At 61.2% G+C, this 14,645-nt stretch carries 12 protein-coding genes and 1 other RNA gene; 9 read left to right on the forward strand and 4 right to left on the reverse strand.

Features of this window, described 5'->3' with window-relative positions:
• The first annotated feature begins 17 nt into the window (after nt 1-17).
• Nucleotides 18-581, forward strand: coding sequence for a GNAT family N-acetyltransferase (locus tag QZ460_RS04750; RefSeq protein WP_290540438.1), 564 nt, complete (start codon nt 18-20; stop codon nt 579-581).
• Nucleotides 582-761: 180 nt separating this feature from the next.
• Here the strand turns inward: QZ460_RS04750 and QZ460_RS04755 are convergent, their stop codons facing one another.
• The 4 genes from QZ460_RS04755 to QZ460_RS04770 all read right to left on the reverse strand — a co-directional run bounded on the left by QZ460_RS04755 (nt 762) and on the right by QZ460_RS04770 (nt 6,171).
• Nucleotides 762-1,793, reverse strand: coding sequence for a DHH family phosphoesterase (locus QZ460_RS04755; RefSeq protein ID WP_290540439.1), 1,032 nt, complete (start codon nt 1,791-1,793; stop codon nt 762-764).
• Nucleotides 1,794-2,081: 288 nt separating this feature from the next.
• On the reverse strand, nt 2,082-2,750 hold the full coding sequence (gene nth / locus QZ460_RS04760) for an endonuclease III (protein WP_290540440.1): 669 nt from the start codon (nt 2,748-2,750) through the stop codon (nt 2,082-2,084).
• On the reverse strand, nt 2,747-3,679 hold the full coding sequence (locus QZ460_RS04765; protein ID WP_290540441.1) for a glycosyltransferase: 933 nt from the start codon (nt 3,677-3,679) through the stop codon (nt 2,747-2,749). The genes nth and QZ460_RS04765 overlap by 4 nt, the downstream gene beginning before the upstream one ends.
• 5 nt (nt 3,680-3,684) lie before the next feature.
• Nucleotides 3,685-6,171, reverse strand: a complete 2,487-nt coding sequence (locus QZ460_RS04770) for an ATP-dependent helicase (RefSeq protein ID WP_290540442.1) — start codon at nt 6,169-6,171, stop codon at nt 3,685-3,687.
• A 352-nt stretch (nt 6,172-6,523) separates the two neighbouring features.
• On the opposite strand from QZ460_RS04770, the gene QZ460_RS04775 reads away from it, so the two are divergent.
• The 8 genes from QZ460_RS04775 to rnpB all read left to right on the forward strand — a co-directional run bounded on the left by QZ460_RS04775 (nt 6,524) and on the right by rnpB (nt 14,341).
• The gene (locus tag QZ460_RS04775; protein WP_290540443.1) at nt 6,524-7,522 is read left to right on the forward strand and encodes an AAA family ATPase; all 999 of its coding nucleotides are present in this window, start codon (nt 6,524-6,526) and stop codon (nt 7,520-7,522) included.
• 2 nt (nt 7,523-7,524) lie between these two features.
• On the forward strand, nt 7,525-8,409 hold the full coding sequence (locus tag QZ460_RS04780; protein ID WP_290540444.1) for a DUF58 domain-containing protein: 885 nt from the start codon (nt 7,525-7,527) through the stop codon (nt 8,407-8,409).
• Nucleotides 8,406-9,374 (forward strand): hypothetical protein, encoded by a 969-nt coding sequence (locus QZ460_RS04785; RefSeq protein WP_290540445.1) that lies wholly within the window; start codon nt 8,406-8,408, stop codon nt 9,372-9,374. The genes QZ460_RS04780 and QZ460_RS04785 overlap by 4 nt, the downstream gene beginning before the upstream one ends.
• 11 nt (nt 9,375-9,385) lie before the next feature.
• Nucleotides 9,386-10,165 carry a tetratricopeptide repeat protein gene (locus QZ460_RS04790; protein ID WP_290540446.1) on the forward strand — a complete coding sequence of 260 codons (780 nt, stop codon included), beginning with the start codon at nt 9,386-9,388 and terminating at the stop codon, nt 10,163-10,165.
• Nucleotides 10,166-10,178: 13 nt separating this feature from the next.
• The gene (locus tag QZ460_RS04795) at nt 10,179-11,165 is read left to right on the forward strand and encodes a VWA domain-containing protein (RefSeq protein WP_290540447.1); all 987 of its coding nucleotides are present in this window, start codon (nt 10,179-10,181) and stop codon (nt 11,163-11,165) included.
• A gap of 164 nt (nt 11,166-11,329) precedes the next feature.
• Complete coding sequence (locus tag QZ460_RS04800) at nt 11,330-12,355, forward strand: VWA domain-containing protein (RefSeq protein WP_290540448.1); 1,026 nt, start codon at nt 11,330-11,332, stop codon at nt 12,353-12,355.
• A 62-nt stretch (nt 12,356-12,417) separates the two neighbouring features.
• Entirely contained in the window at nt 12,418-13,800 is a 1,383-nt protein-coding gene (locus tag QZ460_RS04805) for an aldehyde dehydrogenase (protein WP_290540449.1), read from the forward strand.
• Nucleotides 13,801-13,964: 164 nt separating this feature from the next.
• Nucleotides 13,965-14,341, forward strand: an RNA gene (gene rnpB, locus QZ460_RS04810) — RNase P RNA component class A.
• Nucleotides 14,342-14,645 lie beyond the last annotated feature (304 nt).

Here is a 14,645-nt window from a genome sequence, read left to right on the forward strand (position 1 = left end):
GCCGAAAATTGGAAATCATGCCACAGCAACTGCAATTTATCCCCTTCAAATCACGCTCGGACAAGGGCTGGGCCGAAGCATGGGCTCTTTACGAAGCCTCCTTTCCCGCCTGCGAACGCTGGGACGGCACGGGGTACGATCGCGCCTTCGACGATCCGTATTTCGAGGCCGACGGAATCTGGCGCGGCGATGAGTTCATCGGCATCCTCTTCCACTGGAACGCCGGGAATTACCGCTATGTCGAGCATCTGGCCATCCTGCCTCGCCTGCGGGGACAGAACATGGGTTCAAAAGCCATCGCGGCCTTTTGCGAAGGGCGGCGGGTTATTCTGGAGATCGACCCACCGGAGGATGAGATCTCGATCCGCCGCCAGCATTTCTACCAGCGGCTGGGCTTCATCGCCAATCCCTATACATACATCCACCCCTCGTTCCGGAAGCCGTTCCATCCCCACCGGCTGGTGCTGATGAGCTATCCCGAGACCCTTACCCACGAAGAGGCCAGCGATTTCGCAGACTTCATTCGCGAACGGGTGCTCCGCTACTCCGAGCACGAGAATCCGGAGCTGCCGAAACTCTAAAGCGACCGCAACAAGATCCCGGTCTTCCATTCCGCGACAAACCATCCGCCCGACAACCGGCAGGAGGAGCAAAAGGCCGGGCAGAGGGTTTGGACGGGATACGCACGAAGCCGGCGACCCACCACGCCGGAGGCACAGGTCCGGTCGCGGCCTGCACGGAAGCGGATGCGCGGGAGGGCGTCAGCCCAGATGGCCTTCGTCGGCGAATTCCCGGACCGAACGGATGTAATGATCGATGGTCTCCTGCATCGAGACGAATGACTTGCCCCCTGCGGCGTTCTTGTGGCCGCCGCCGCCGAAATACTTCCGGGCGAAGAGGTTGACGTCGACGTCGCCCCGCGAACGCAGCGACACGCGGATGAACTTGCGGTGGGCGAGGAACATGGCCGACATCTTGACCTTCTGGATCGTGAGGGCGTAGTTGACAAATCCCTCGCTGTCGCCCTGCTGGAACTGAAAGCGGCGCATCTCATTCTCCTGCAGGGACATATAGGCCACCGTCCCGTCCTGAATCACCTCCATTTTGCGGTTGATGGCATAGCCGAACAGCCGCGCGCGGCCTTCGGTATAGGCGTTGTAGACGTTGTTGTGGATCTCGGGGATCGAGATCCCCTTTTCGAGCAGCACGGCCACGGCACGGAACAACTCCGGGGTGAGGAACGAAAAGGCGAAATTGCCCGTATCGGTCATCATGCCCACATAGAGCGACTCGGCCATGCGCCGAGTGATCGCCCCGGTGCCGCACATCGCCTCGACGATGCTGTACACCAGAAAACACGTGCTCGACGAATCGGGATACGAGAACATCAGGTCGAACCCCGTGTCGGGCGAGAGGTGATGGTCGATCAGTACACGGCGGGCCGTGGTGTTGGCCTCGATGGTGTCGCGGAGGATTTCGAGCCGCGACACGGCGTTGAAATCGAGACAGCAGATCATGTCGGCCTCCGCAATGGCGCGCACGGCACGCCCTTCGGTATCGGTCTTGAAGATCACCACCTCGTCGATGCCGGGCATCCAGTCAAGGAAATAGGGGTATTTATTGGGCACGACACAGGTCACCGTGTGCCCCATCGTCCGCAGGATCTCGGCCCATGCGAGCGACGATCCGACGGCGTCACCGTCGGGATTGGTGTGGGAGACGACGACGATGCGCTGCCCGGGCCGGGCGAGCATCTCCCGCAGACGTTCGATATGTTCTTTCGATAACTCCATTCGGGTTGGTCCGCATTGGCGAACGATACAAAAATACAAAATAAAATGCAGGACAGTTCCAAAACCGGGTTGCGGACCGTTCGGCAGAACGCTCCGGCCACCCAAAGGAACCGTTACGGCACCAAAGATACAAAAAAAGGGGAATATAACAAATCCGCGCCGCCAAACCTGCCGAACATGCAGCAAAACAAGGGCACGAAAGCACAATCCAAGCGCAGCAGAAGAGCGTCCCAAAGGAGGTCCAAGGACGGAGGGAGGCGGCGGAAGCCGCAAAAGGCGGACAGCGGATCAGGTGCGCTCTTCGTTTTTTTCGGCCCGGCGGCGGTCGGCGGCGTATTTGCGGCACCAGGTCGCAATGCCGCATTCGTCGCATTTGGGGGTGCGGGCCACGCAGACATAACGCCCGTGGAGGATCAGCCAGTGGTGCGCCAGGGGCAGCAGATGGCCGGGGATATTCTTTTCGAGGGTCAGCTCCGTCTGCAACGGGGTTTTCGAACGTGTCGTCAGCCCGATGCGCTCCGAGACGCGGAAAACGTGCGTATCGACCGGCATCACCTCCTTCTGCCACAGCACGGCTCCCAGCACATTGGCCGTCTTGCGCCCCACACCGGGCAGGCGCTGCATCTGCTCCAGGTCGGCCGGAACTTCACCGCCGAACTCCTCGCAGAGCATCCGGGCCATGCCCGCAAGATTTTTGGCCTTGTTGTTCGGGTAGGAGATGCTCCGGATGTAGGGATAAATCTCCTCGGCCGAGGCCTGCGCCATGTGGTAGGGCGTGGGAAAGGCTTCAAACAGCGCCGGGGTCGTCATGTTGACCCGTTTGTCGGTGCACTGCGCCGAGAGGATCACCGCCACCAGCAGCTGATAGGGATTCGCATAGTGCAACTCACTTTCGGCCACGGGCATATGTTCGGAGAACCAGGCAATCACGCCGTCGTAACGTTGTTTGGTCGTCATAAATGCGTTTTTTTACGTCGGAAAAGAATCTTTTTCACCAGCAGTCCCGCCCCTTCGGGACAGAACAACAGGCGCGGGCAGGCCGCGACATCGTGCCGCCAGCGCGTCCCATACTCGCCAACCGAACCCTCCCACGAAAGAACCCACAGCGCCACCGCACTGCGCCGCCGGAGAATGCGGAAACGATTGCGGCCCATGCCGTAGCGGGCATCGAACCAGAGGCTTATGTCCATCAGCGAATCGCAGAAGGCGATCCGCTTCCGGTAGGCCGTGCTGTGGCTCACGCTGTCGGGCAGACGCCGGTGCACGGCCGTGATGCCGGACAGGTAGCGGATCCGGCTGCACACCGAGAACCAGAGCCACATCGGAGCGTCGTCGGTCTTCCATTCGGGATGCTCCTCGGGATGAATCTCGGCGTAATACCGTGCGATCAACTCCCGGCGGGCCAGCGTCGCGCAGTTGGCGATGGTCAGGCGGCACAGCAGGTGCGCAAAATCGGTGTAATGGTCCGGGTGGTCGGGTTCCGTGCGGTCCGTGGCCTGCCAGTAGTTCGAGGCACGCGTATAGCACATGCCGCACCCGGGATCCGACTCCATCAGATCGACCTGCATCTGCAGTTTCCGGGGATCGCACCACCAGTCGTCGCCGTCGAGGTAGGCCACATATTTCCCGCGGCAGGCCTCGAACGTCCGCCGGTAGTTGGCCCGCCAGCCGACATTCTCCGGCGAGGTCACCAGCCGGATGCGATCCGGGTGTTTGGCGGCGTATTCGCGGCAGATCGCCGCCGTGCCGTCCGTACTGCAATCCTCCCCCACGACCAACTCGACCCCGAACGAGGTCTGCTGCTCCAGCACGCTTTCGATGGCCCGGGCGATGTAGGCTTCGTGGTTATAGGTGGTCATGCAGACCGAAACGAGCGGATTCTCCATAGCGGTCAGAGTTTGGTCAGTTTCGCAAATTTGGCCAGCAGGGTCTTTTCGCCCGCATTGTCGAAAGCCACCACCAGTTTGTGGTCCGAGGCCAGCGTCTCGATGCGCTGCACGATGCCCACGCCGAACATCGGATGTTCGACGCGCTGTCCCACGACGTATTCGCCGCTCACGGCCGCCCGGTCCCCGGAGGGCAGACCGCCGTCCGTCACCTGCCGCACGCCGACACGGCGCATGCCGTCGGTCGAAGCCCGGGGGCTGCGCACAAGCGCCGGATCGGGAGCCGCCGCCGGACGCCGGGACTCCGTCGTCCGCGCAAAACGACGCGCAGAACCCGATTCGCCGTCAGCCGGACGGCCGAAACGCCCGTCGCCCTGCTGCTTCTGCTGCTTCTGCTGGAAACGGTAGTCGAAGCGGCGGCGCAGTTCGTCGATGGCCGCCGGGCCGTTGTCGCCGGGCCGACGCTGCGGACGTGTCTCAGTGAAATCGGCGTCCGACTCGATGTATCGGGGGTCGATCTCGCGCAGGAAGCAGCTCGGGCGTGAAAACTCCATATTGCCCCACTTGAAGCGCATCTCGGCATAGGAGATCGTTGCCGAAACCTTGGCGCGGGTCAGGGCCACGTAGAACAGGCGGCGCTCCTCCTCGACCCCGTCGGGCGACTCGGCGGCCCGCTGCGAAGGGAAGAGGTTCTCTTCCAGGCCCACGATATACACATATTTATATTCAAGCCCCTTGGCCGAATGGACCGTCATCAGCGTCACCTTGTTCCTGCTGTCGGGATCGTCCTGATCCATGTCGGTCATCAGCATCATGTTCTGCAGCCACTCCTCGATCGAGGCCTCCTCCTCCGCGGGACGCTCGCCGCCCCGGATTTCGGCGTCGACGCGCTCCTTGAACTCCTGCATCGAGTTCAGCAACTCCTCGATGTTGTCCAGGGCCGAAGTGGCCTCGGGGGTGTTCTCGGCACGGTAGGCCGCGATGATGCCCGACCGCGAGGCGATCTCCATGCCGAAATCGTAAAGGCTCTTGTCGTGGCGGGCCAGCGACAGGGCGCGGATCATCGCCACGAAATCCGCCACCTTGCGTGCGATGGTGCGCTGCACGGGATCCGTGACCGGTTCGGCAACCAGCGTATCGACCGCCTCCCACATCGAGACACCCCGCTCGGCGGCCAGCAGCGCAATGCGCTGCACGGTCGTGTCCCCGATACCGCGGGCCGGATAGTTGACGATGCGTTTGAACGCCTCGTCGTCGCGGGGGTTGATCACCAGCCGGATATAGGCCATCATGTCGCGGATCTCCTTGTGGTCGTAGAACGACGAACCCTTGTAGATGCGGTAGGGAATGCCCCGGCGGCGGAGGTTGTCCTCCAGCACGGCCGACTGGTTGTTCGTCCGGTAGAGAATCACCGCCTCCGACCATTCGTCGCCCGCCGCGCGGACCTTGTCGCGCAGATCCGTAACGACCATTTCGGCCTCCTCACGGTCGGTATATGCTTTCAGAATGCGGATTTTGTCGCCCACGTCGCCCTCCGAGAAACAATGCTTCTCCATGCGCTTCGAGTTGCGGACGATCACCGAGTTGGCCGCGTCGACGATCGTCTGCGTCGAGCGGTAGTTCTGCTCCAGCTTGAAAACCATCGCCGAGGGATAGTCCTTCTTGAAGGAGAGGATGTTCTCGATCTTGGCCCCGCGGAACGAATAGATCGACTGTGCGTCGTCGCCCACGACACAAACCTTCGAGTGGGTCTGCGACAGGCGGCGGATGATCGTGTACTGCGCATAGTTGGTGTCCTGATACTCGTCGACCAGAATGTATTGGAACTGCTCCTGATAGCGGGCCAGCACGTCGGGGCAATCCCGCAACAGGATGTTGGTCTGCAAGAGCAAATCGTCGAAGTCCATCGCGCCGTTGCGTTTGCAGCGCTGGCAGTAGATGTTGTAGATGTTGCCGAATTCGGGGATCTGGGCCTGCCGGTCCTCGGCCGCGCAGGTCGAGTTGGCCAGATAGGCCCCCGGCGTCACAAGGCAGTTCTTGGCGTAGGAGATACGCGACGAGAGCACATTGGGCTTGTACTTCTCGTCCGGAAGGTTCAACTCCCGGACGATGGTCTTCAGCAGGTTTTTGCAGTCCGAAGGTTCGTAGATCGTGAACGAGTCGGTGAAACCGATCCGCTCGGCGTTCTCCCGCAGGATACGCGAAAAGACCGAGTGGAACGTTCCCATGCGGATGTAGCGGCTGCGGTCGTCGGGCAGCATCTGCGCGATGCGTTCGCGCATCGACTCGGCGGCCTTGTTCGTAAAGGTCAGGGCCAGGATGTTCCAGGGCTTGATTCCCTGCTCGATCATGTATGCGATGCGCGAGGTCAGCACGCGGGTCTTGCCCGACCCCGCACCCGCGATGATGAGCGACGGCGAGTCGTAATTGACCACGGCATCCCGCTGGGCGGGGTTCAGCCCTTTCAATATAGGTGATTCTTTGGATTCCATGACCGCAAAGTTAATACTTTTTTGCACGCCCTTCGGACAAAGCTCCGCCGATTTCGGAAAATTTTGCCCCGCGGCAGCGCCCCGATCCCCGAGCGGCAATCCGCAACCGGCGCCCGACTGCGAGCGATCCCGAAGTGCAGGATTCGACCCGAACCGGTGCCGTCCACAGCCCGAAAAGGCGGAATTTCCCCACGAAAAATCGGGATTGAGGGTTCAGGGGCAACAAGATGGAAAAAAACGGTGAACCCGAAGCCTTTTCCCCGTTTTATTTTATTAAATTTGCAATAATTTCGGCGAAAAAACGTTGGAAAAACAAAATTGGAATAACAAACGAAATAACAAGACAAATACAATGAGCGAAGTCATCAACATCAAGGAACTCAACGAGCGCATCGAACGCGAATCCGTTTTCGTCGATACGCTCCGCAACGAAATGGGAAAGGTCATCGTGGGCCAGGGCCATCTAGTGGACACCCTGCTGATCGGCCTGCTGTCCAACGGCCACATCCTTCTGGAAGGCGTGCCGGGACTGGCCAAGACGCTGGCCATCACCACGCTGGCCAAGGCCGTGGATGCCGGATTCTCGCGCATCCAGTTCACCCCCGACCTGCTGCCCGCCGACCTGATCGGTACGCTGATCTACTCGCAGAAGAACGAGGATTTCGTCGTGCGCAAGGGTCCGATCTTCGCCAACTTCGTCCTGGCCGATGAAATCAACCGCTCCCCGGCCAAAGTGCAGTCGGCACTTCTGGAGGCCATGCAGGAGCGGCAGGTGACCATCGGCGACAACACCTACCCGCTGCCGCAGCCCTTCCTCGTGCTGGCCACGCAGAACCCGCTGGAGCAGGAGGGAACCTATCCGCTGCCCGAGGCGCAGGTCGACCGTTTCATGCTCAAGGCCAAGATCTCCTATCCCAAGAAGCAGGAGGAGCGCGACATCGTGCGCATGAACCTCTCGGGAGCCGGCATGCCCGAGGTGAACAAGGTCATCACCCCCGAGGACATCGTCAAGGCCCGCAAGGTCGTCGAGGACGTCTACATGGACGAAAAAATCGAGAAATACATCATCGACATCATCTTCGCCACACGCGAACCCGCGGAGTACAACCTCCAGAAACTGCAGAATCTGATCGCCTACGGCGGTTCGCCCCGTGCGTCGATCTCGCTGGCCAAGGCCGCACGGGCCTATGCCTTCATCCGCCGCCGCGGCTACGTCATCCCCGAGGACGTGCGCGCCGTCTGCCACGACGTGCTGCGCCACCGCATCGGGCTGACCTACGAGGCCGAGGCCGAAAACATCACCTCCGAGGAGATCATCACCGACATTCTCAACAACGTAATCGTACCCTAACGATGCAGGAGACCGAGAACGATATTCTCAGACGCGTCCGCAAGATCGAGATCAAGACCCGCGGTCTGTCGAACGAGATCTTCGCCGGAAAGTACCACACGGCTTTCCGCGGGCGGGGCATGTCGTTTTCCGAAGTGCGGGAGTACCGTGCGGGCGACGACGTGCGGGACATCGACTGGAACGTCACGGCCCGCTCGCGCAAACCCCACATCAAGGTCTACGAGGAGGAACGCGAACTGACGATGATGCTGCTGGTCGACGTGTCGGCCTCGCGCATGTTCGGGTCGACCAACCGGCTGAAAAAGAACATCATCACCGAAATCGCCGCCGTGCTGGCCTTCTCCGCCGCGCAGAACAACGACAAGGTGGGCTGCATCTTCTTTTCGGACCGGGTCGAGAAGTTCATCCCCCCGAAAAAGGGCCGCAGCCATGTTCTGATGATCATCCGCGAACTGATCGGCTTCCGCCCCGAATCCGCGGGCACGAAACTCTCGGAGCCGGTGCGTTTCCTGACGAACGTCAACAAGAAGCGCTGCACGACCTTCATCCTCTCCGACTTCATGGACCCGACCGGAGACAAGCCGGCGCTGGACGACGCACTGAAGATCGCCGGGAGCAAGCACGACCTGGTGGGCATCCGCGTCTACGATCCCCGCGAGACGGAACTGCCCGATGTGGGTATCGTCGAGCTGAAGGACGCCGAAAGCGGCCGCAAAGTCTGGGTCGACACCTCGTCGCGGGCCGTGAGGGAGCATTACGCCGCCTCGTGGCAGCAGCGCAGCAGCGAGATAGACGCCACGCTCAAGCACAACCGCATCGACACGGCGATGATCTCGACCGACGGCGACTATGTGGCCGAATTGATAAAACTGTTCAAACAGCGATGAAACGACTCTTTGCAATAGCGCTTCTTTTCGCGGGGCTCGCAGCCCGGGCGCAGGAGACACCCACGGTCACGGCACGCGTAGAACCCGACAGCATCATGATTGGCGACCGCTTCGATTACGTCATCGACGTGGAGAAGGATCTGGTCCAGGTCGTGGAGTTCCCCGTATTCGACCCCCACGACGGCAAGATCGAGCTGGTCGAGAACTGCCCGGTCGACACGCTCGAACGCGACGGTCGGCGGCTGAAACTGCGCAAGCGTTACCGGCTGGCGGCCTTTGACGAGGGCAAATACAACCTCGGCGCGGCGCAGGTGCTCTACGCCGACAAGAACATCCTCGACACGCTCCGAAGCACCGATTCGGTCTATCTGGAGGTTGCAACGTTCCAGATCGACTCCACCTCGCAGTCGATCTACGACCTGAAAGCCCAGAAGGATCTGCCGTTCCGCTTCCGCGAGGTGAGCGGATACGTCAAGTGGGGCATGCTCTTCCTCCTGATGCTGCTCGCGGCCGGCTATGCGTTCAAGCGTTACCTCGCCAGTCGCGGCAAGGGATTCGGCGACCTGTTCAAACCCGCCCCGCCGCTGCCGCCGCACGTGGCGGCCATTCAGGCGCTCGAAGCGCTCCACAACCAGAAACTGTGGCAGAACAACAGGCACAAACAGTACTATTCGGGACTTACGGACATCCTGCGCACCTATATCGCCGCCCGCTGGGGCTTCGGCGCCATGGAGATGACCTCCGACGAGATCATCGAGGCGATGCGTCCGGAGGAGTTGCCCGACAAGGCTCGGATGGATCTGACGGCGATTCTGCGCGACGCCGACCTGGTGAAGTTCGCCAAGGCGACGCCCGAAGCCGAGCAGAACGAAGCCGACTACCTCAAGGCCTACTACTTCGTCGAGGAGACAAAATCCGTTGAGGAGGAAGTTCCCGAAGAGGAAGAGCCCCTGAAGCAAAAATAAACGCAAGAACGATGTACAAGTTACTATATATCATTCCGTTCCTCTTCGCCGCCTCCGGAGTGCAGGCCCAACAGTTGCCCGAACGTTCGCTGGTGCGCAAAGGCAACCGGCAGTACAACAAGGGTAACTACGAACAGTCGGTCGGCCGTTACGAGCAGGCTCTGAAAGCGTCTCCGGGGCAGTTCGAAGCGATCTACAACCTCGGAAACGCCCTTTACAAGTCCGAACGCTTCGACCGTGCCGAGCAGACCATGCAGCAGGCTGCGGCCGACTCGCTGCGTGCGGACACGGAGCGTGCCGAAGCATTCTACAACCTCGGCAACGCACAGTTCAAACAGCAGAAGTATCAGGAGGCGCTCGAAAGCTACAAGCAGTCGCTGCGCCTGAACCCCTCGGACATGGAGGCCAAGTACAACTACGCCTACACCAAGCGGCTGCTCGACGAGAACAAGAACGGCGGCGGAGGCAACCAAAATCAGGATCAGAACAAGGACCAGAACCAGAACAAGGACCAAAACGACCAGAGCCAGCAAAACCCCGATCAGAACGGCAACCCGAAGGATCAGAAAGGCGATCCCGAGGAGCGGCAGGGCGATCGGAAGCAGGACCCGCAGGAGGGCCGGAACGACAAGGGAGACCAGGGCGAGCAGCAGGGACAGCCGACGCCTTCGGGCATCTCGCCGCAGGAACAGCAGCAGATGCTCGACGCCATCCAGGCTCAGGAAGACAAGACCCAGGAGAAACTCAAGGAGAAACAGGGCGTGGTGGTCCGCGGAACGAAAAACTGGTAAAACGTAAACGACTATGCATTTTGCTTCACCATATTATCTCTGGCTGCTGACGCTGCTTGTGCCGATGATCGGCTACTACGTCTGGCGGACGTTGCAGGGCGGGGCCTCGATCCAGATTTCGAGCATCGCCGGCGTCGTGCGCGCACCCCGGACCGTGCGCTACTACCTGCGCCACCTGCCCTTCGTGCTGCGCGCGGCAGCCTTCGCACTGCTCGTCGTGGCACTGGCCCGCCCGCAGGACGTCGAACAGAACGTCCGCACCAACACCGAGGGCATCGACATCATGCTGGTCATCGACGTCTCCGGCTCGATGCTGGCCCGCGACTTCAAACCCGACCGCATCACGGCCGCCAAGGAGGTGGCCGGATCGTTCATCGCCGACCGCTACGGCGACCGCATCGGACTGGTGGCCTTCGCCGGCGAGGCCTTCACGCAAAGCCCTCTGACCACCGATCAGAGCACGTTGCAAACCCTTCTGGCCCGCATACGCAGCGGACTGATCGAGGATGGAACGGCCATCGGCAACGGACTCGCAACGGCGATCAACCGCCTGCGCGAGAGCGATGCCAAATCGAAGGTCATCATCCTGCTGACCGACGGCGTGAACAATCAGGGACAGATCGCCCCGATGACCGCCGCCGAAATCGCCAAGGCACAGGGCATTCGCGTCTACACGATCGGCGTGGGTACCGAAGGCATGGCTCCCTATCCGTACATCGACATGTTCGGCAATCTGACGTTTGTCAACCAGAAGGTGGAAATCGACGAAAAGGTGCTGAAAGCGATCTCCGACATGACCGGAGGCCGCTACTTCCGCGCCACGGACAAGGACAAGCTGAAGGCCGTCTACGACGAGATCAACCAGCTCGAAAAGAGCAGGATCGAGGTGACGGAGCACATCTCCTACCACGAGCTCTTCCTCACGTGGGTGCTGGCCGCACTGGGACTGCTGTTCGCAGAGTTCCTGCTTGCGCACCTCGTACTGAAGCGAATACCCTGACGGAACGGCGATTCCGAACCCCGGGCAAAGTCCTCCCTTTGCCCCAAGGGCAAATTCAGGAGGAAATGTCGGTATTCAACGGGCACGTGCCGTGCCCCAACGCAGACCCGGCGGGTTGAATATGGGCAAAAAACAGGATACAATCCGTCGGGTCCGCATGAATTATGTTCCGTTTCGCAAATCCGCAATATCTCTGGCTGCTGCTGGCCGTCCCGGCGCTCGTCGCCCTCTACTGGCTGGCGGCCCGCAACCGCCGCAAACGGCTCGCACGCTTCGGCCACCCGGGCATTCTGGAAGAGCTGATGCCCGATGTCTCGACCGGACGCATGGCCTTCCGGTTCATCCTTTTCTGCAGCGCCGCAACGCTGGTCATCCTGGCGGCGGCTCGCCCGCAGTTGGGGTCGAAGCTCCGCGAGGAGAAGGCCCGGGGCATCGAAATGATGCTCACGGTCGACGTTTCGAACTCGATGCTGGCCGAAGATTTCGAACCCAACCGCCTTGAACGGACCAAATACGCCATCGGCAAACTCTTCGAGGGCTTGCAGCAGGATCGCGTGGGACTGGTCGTCTTCGCGGGCGAACCCAAGGTCCAGCTGCCGATCACCTCGGACTACCGCATGGCCCGGGCTTTCGCCCGGCGGATCGACCCGTCGCTGGTATCGGTGCAGGGCACGGCCATCGGCAAGGCGCTGGAACAGGCTCTGCTTGCCTTCTCGGGCGACACGGAGCAGAACCACGGCCGAGTCATCGTCCTCATCACCGACGGTGAGAACCACGACGACGACGCCATCGCCGTCGCCGAGCGCGCCGCACAGATGGGCGTCCGGATCTTCACCATCGGTATCGGAACACCCGAAGGAGCCCCGATTCAGATCGACGGCGAATTCATCAAGGACGAGGCGGGCGAAATGGTCGTCTCGAAGCTCAACGAGGAGATGCTGGCCCGGATCGCCGACATCACGGGAGGCGCCTACGTCCGTTCGTCGAAACAGTCGATCGGTCTGGACGAGATCTTCAAGGCCATCAACGAGATGGAGCAGACCGAGCTTTCGATGGTCCGTTTCGAGGAGTTCAACGAGCAGTACCAATACCTGCTCATCGCGGCGCTCGTGCTGCTGCTGCTCGAATTCGTCGTGCTCGACCGCCGCAATCCGCTGCTGGCCCACCTGAACATCTTCCGCGAGAAATAACCGCGCCGCAGTGTGGCAGCGGCTTAGCTCGGATTTCCGTCACAACACCAGAATAACGTCCTATGACTCTCGAAAACACCCCTGCCGCACGCATTACGGCCCTTGCGGCGGCCCAGAAGACCTGCTTCCGCTCGGGAACAACGCTCCCCGAAGCATTCCGCCGCACGATGCTCCGGCGTCTGGACGCAGCACTCACAAACTGGGAGAAAAGGCTGTGCGATGCCCTGTGGGCGGACCTGCGGAAATCCCCCGAGGAGGCCTTCCTCACCGAAATCGGCATCATCCGGGGCGAAATCCGCAACCACCTGCGCCACCTCGGCAGCTGGATGCGCCCCGAATCGCGCTCCACACCGTTCAAACTCCAGCCCGCAAAAAGCCGGATACTCTCCGAACCGCTCGGGCAGGCGCTCATCGTCGCGCCGTGGAACTACCCCGTGCAGCTGCTGCTCAATCCGCTGGTCGGAGCCATCTCGGCGGGCTGCACGGCCCTGCTCAAACCCTCGCCCTACACCCCGCATGTCGCCGCATGCGTCGGGGAGATGATCGCCGAGATTTTCGACGAGGAGTACATCGCCGTCGTACAGGGCGGCCGGGAGGTCAACACCCAACTGTTCGACATGCGCTGGGACGTGATCTTCTTCACGGGAAGCCCCGCGCTGGGACGCATCGTGATGGCTGCGGCGGCGAAAAACCTCACGCCCGTCGTGCTGGAACTGGGCGGCAAAAGCCCCTGCATCGTGGAACGCGGGGCCGACATCGAGATCGCGGCACGCCGCATCGCCTGGGGCAAGACCCTCAACGCCGGGCAGACCTGCATCGCTCCCGACTATCTGCTGATCCATCGCTCCCTGCAAGAGACATTCACCCGGGCCTTCGAACGCGCTCTGAAGAGGCTTCACGGCAACGACGCGCAGCAAAGCCCCAACTATGTCCGGCTGGTCAACGACCGTGCCTTCGAACGCGTGGCCGGATACCTGCAGCAGGGCAAGGTCGTGATCGGCGGCCGCACGGATGCGGCGGACCGCTACATCGAACCCACACTGCTCGCGGAGGTCGCACCCGACGCCCCCGTGATGCAGGAGGAGATCTTCGGCCCGATCCTGCCGATGCTGCCCTTCGACGATCTCCGCGAAGCCGTGGCTTTTGTCAACAACCGGGAGAAACCACTGGCGCTCTACTTCTTCGGACCCGAAAAGACGGGCCGCGAAGTCCTGCTGCACACCTCTTCGGGCGGCGCCTGTCTCAACGACGTGATCGTACATATCGCCAACGACAACCTGCCGTTCGGCGGCGTGGGCAACTCGGGCATGGGCCGCTACCACGGCCGCGACAGCTTCGATGCCTTCTCCCACCGCCGCAGCGTGGTCGCAGCCCCGACACGCCCCGACCTGCCGTTCCGCTACCCGCCCTACAAAGGCTTCCGGTGGCTGAAGAAGATACTTTGACGACTCTCCGACAGGCATTTGCCCCGGGCCGCCAACCGGAATCTCCGCCGCCACGGCATCCGGGCCGTGACGGCGGATTCGCCCCGGGGACCCTTCCCCCGAAGGAAACGTGAAGTTTCCCCCGCTTCGCGGTCGGTTTTAGCGATTTATTGCCTATCTTTGCCCCGCAGGTCCGCTCTGTCGCTGCCGGCCACGGGCCGGGAGAGGAAAGTCCGGGCAACGCAGAGCGCCACGCAGGCTAACGACCTGACAGCCGTGAGGTTGTGGTAGCGTAACAGAAAACAACCGCCCGCAGGGGATTTTCGGAATTCCGGCGGGTAAGGGTGAAAAGGCGGGGTAAGAGCCCACCGCGGGGGCAGCAATGTCACCCGGCAGTACGTCCCATGGGTTGCAAGACCGTGTATACCGGCAATCAAGGGTTGCTCGCCCGATGCCGGGGGGTAGGTTGCTTGAGGCGGCAGGAGACTGTCGTCCTAGATAAATGACAGGGACCCGGGGTTCGCCCCGGGAACAGAACCCGGCTTACAGGACCTGCACGTACGGAGGTGTCGCATTGCTGCGGCACCTCCTCTGTTTTCAATCCACGCTCCGGCCCAAAAGTCCCGACCGGCAGCAACGGAAAACAACCGGCAAACCGGCAGCGAGACGTGGCATCCGACAGCGAGGCGTAGCGACAGGCAGCGACCGGAGGTATTCAGCATTCGGCTATGGTACCGGCAAACAAGCATATATCTCCCCACAACCATTTGGATGAAGGATAATATATTGCCAAGTAGAGGCTTAGGAATTAACAATACTCTTGTAGTAATTACATCAGACAATGGTCCTTGGACAAATTATGGGAA

The organism is Alistipes sp., assembly GCF_020026455.1.
In the GTDB taxonomy this organism is placed as follows: domain Bacteria; phylum Bacteroidota; class Bacteroidia; order Bacteroidales; family Rikenellaceae; genus Alistipes.

Bases quoted from the DNA above. Each gene is read 5' to 3' on its own strand.
- QZ460_RS04775 (WP_290540443.1), top strand. From the start codon at position 6,524: ATGAGCGAAGTCATCAACATCAAGGAACTCAACGAGCGCATCGAACGC.
- nth (WP_290540440.1), bottom strand. From the start codon at position 2,750: ATGACGACCAAACAACGTTACGACGGCGTGATTGCCTGGTTCTCCGAA.
- QZ460_RS04800 (WP_290540448.1), top strand. From the start codon at position 11,330: ATGTTCCGTTTCGCAAATCCGCAATATCTCTGGCTGCTGCTGGCCGTC.
- QZ460_RS04780 (WP_290540444.1), top strand. From the start codon at position 7,525: ATGCAGGAGACCGAGAACGATATTCTCAGACGCGTCCGCAAGATCGAG.
- QZ460_RS04750 (WP_290540438.1), top strand. From the start codon at position 18: ATGCCACAGCAACTGCAATTTATCCCCTTCAAATCACGCTCGGACAAG.
- QZ460_RS04805 (WP_290540449.1), top strand. From the start codon at position 12,418: ATGACTCTCGAAAACACCCCTGCCGCACGCATTACGGCCCTTGCGGCG.
- QZ460_RS04785 (WP_290540445.1), top strand. From the start codon at position 8,406: ATGAAACGACTCTTTGCAATAGCGCTTCTTTTCGCGGGGCTCGCAGCC.
- QZ460_RS04790 (WP_290540446.1), top strand. From the start codon at position 9,386: ATGTACAAGTTACTATATATCATTCCGTTCCTCTTCGCCGCCTCCGGA.
- QZ460_RS04765 (WP_290540441.1), bottom strand. From the start codon at position 3,679: ATGGAGAATCCGCTCGTTTCGGTCTGCATGACCACCTATAACCACGAA.
- QZ460_RS04755 (WP_290540439.1), bottom strand. From the start codon at position 1,793: ATGGAGTTATCGAAAGAACATATCGAACGTCTGCGGGAGATGCTCGCC.
- QZ460_RS04770 (WP_290540442.1), bottom strand. From the start codon at position 6,171: ATGGAATCCAAAGAATCACCTATATTGAAAGGGCTGAACCCCGCCCAG.
- QZ460_RS04795 (WP_290540447.1), top strand. From the start codon at position 10,179: ATGCATTTTGCTTCACCATATTATCTCTGGCTGCTGACGCTGCTTGTG.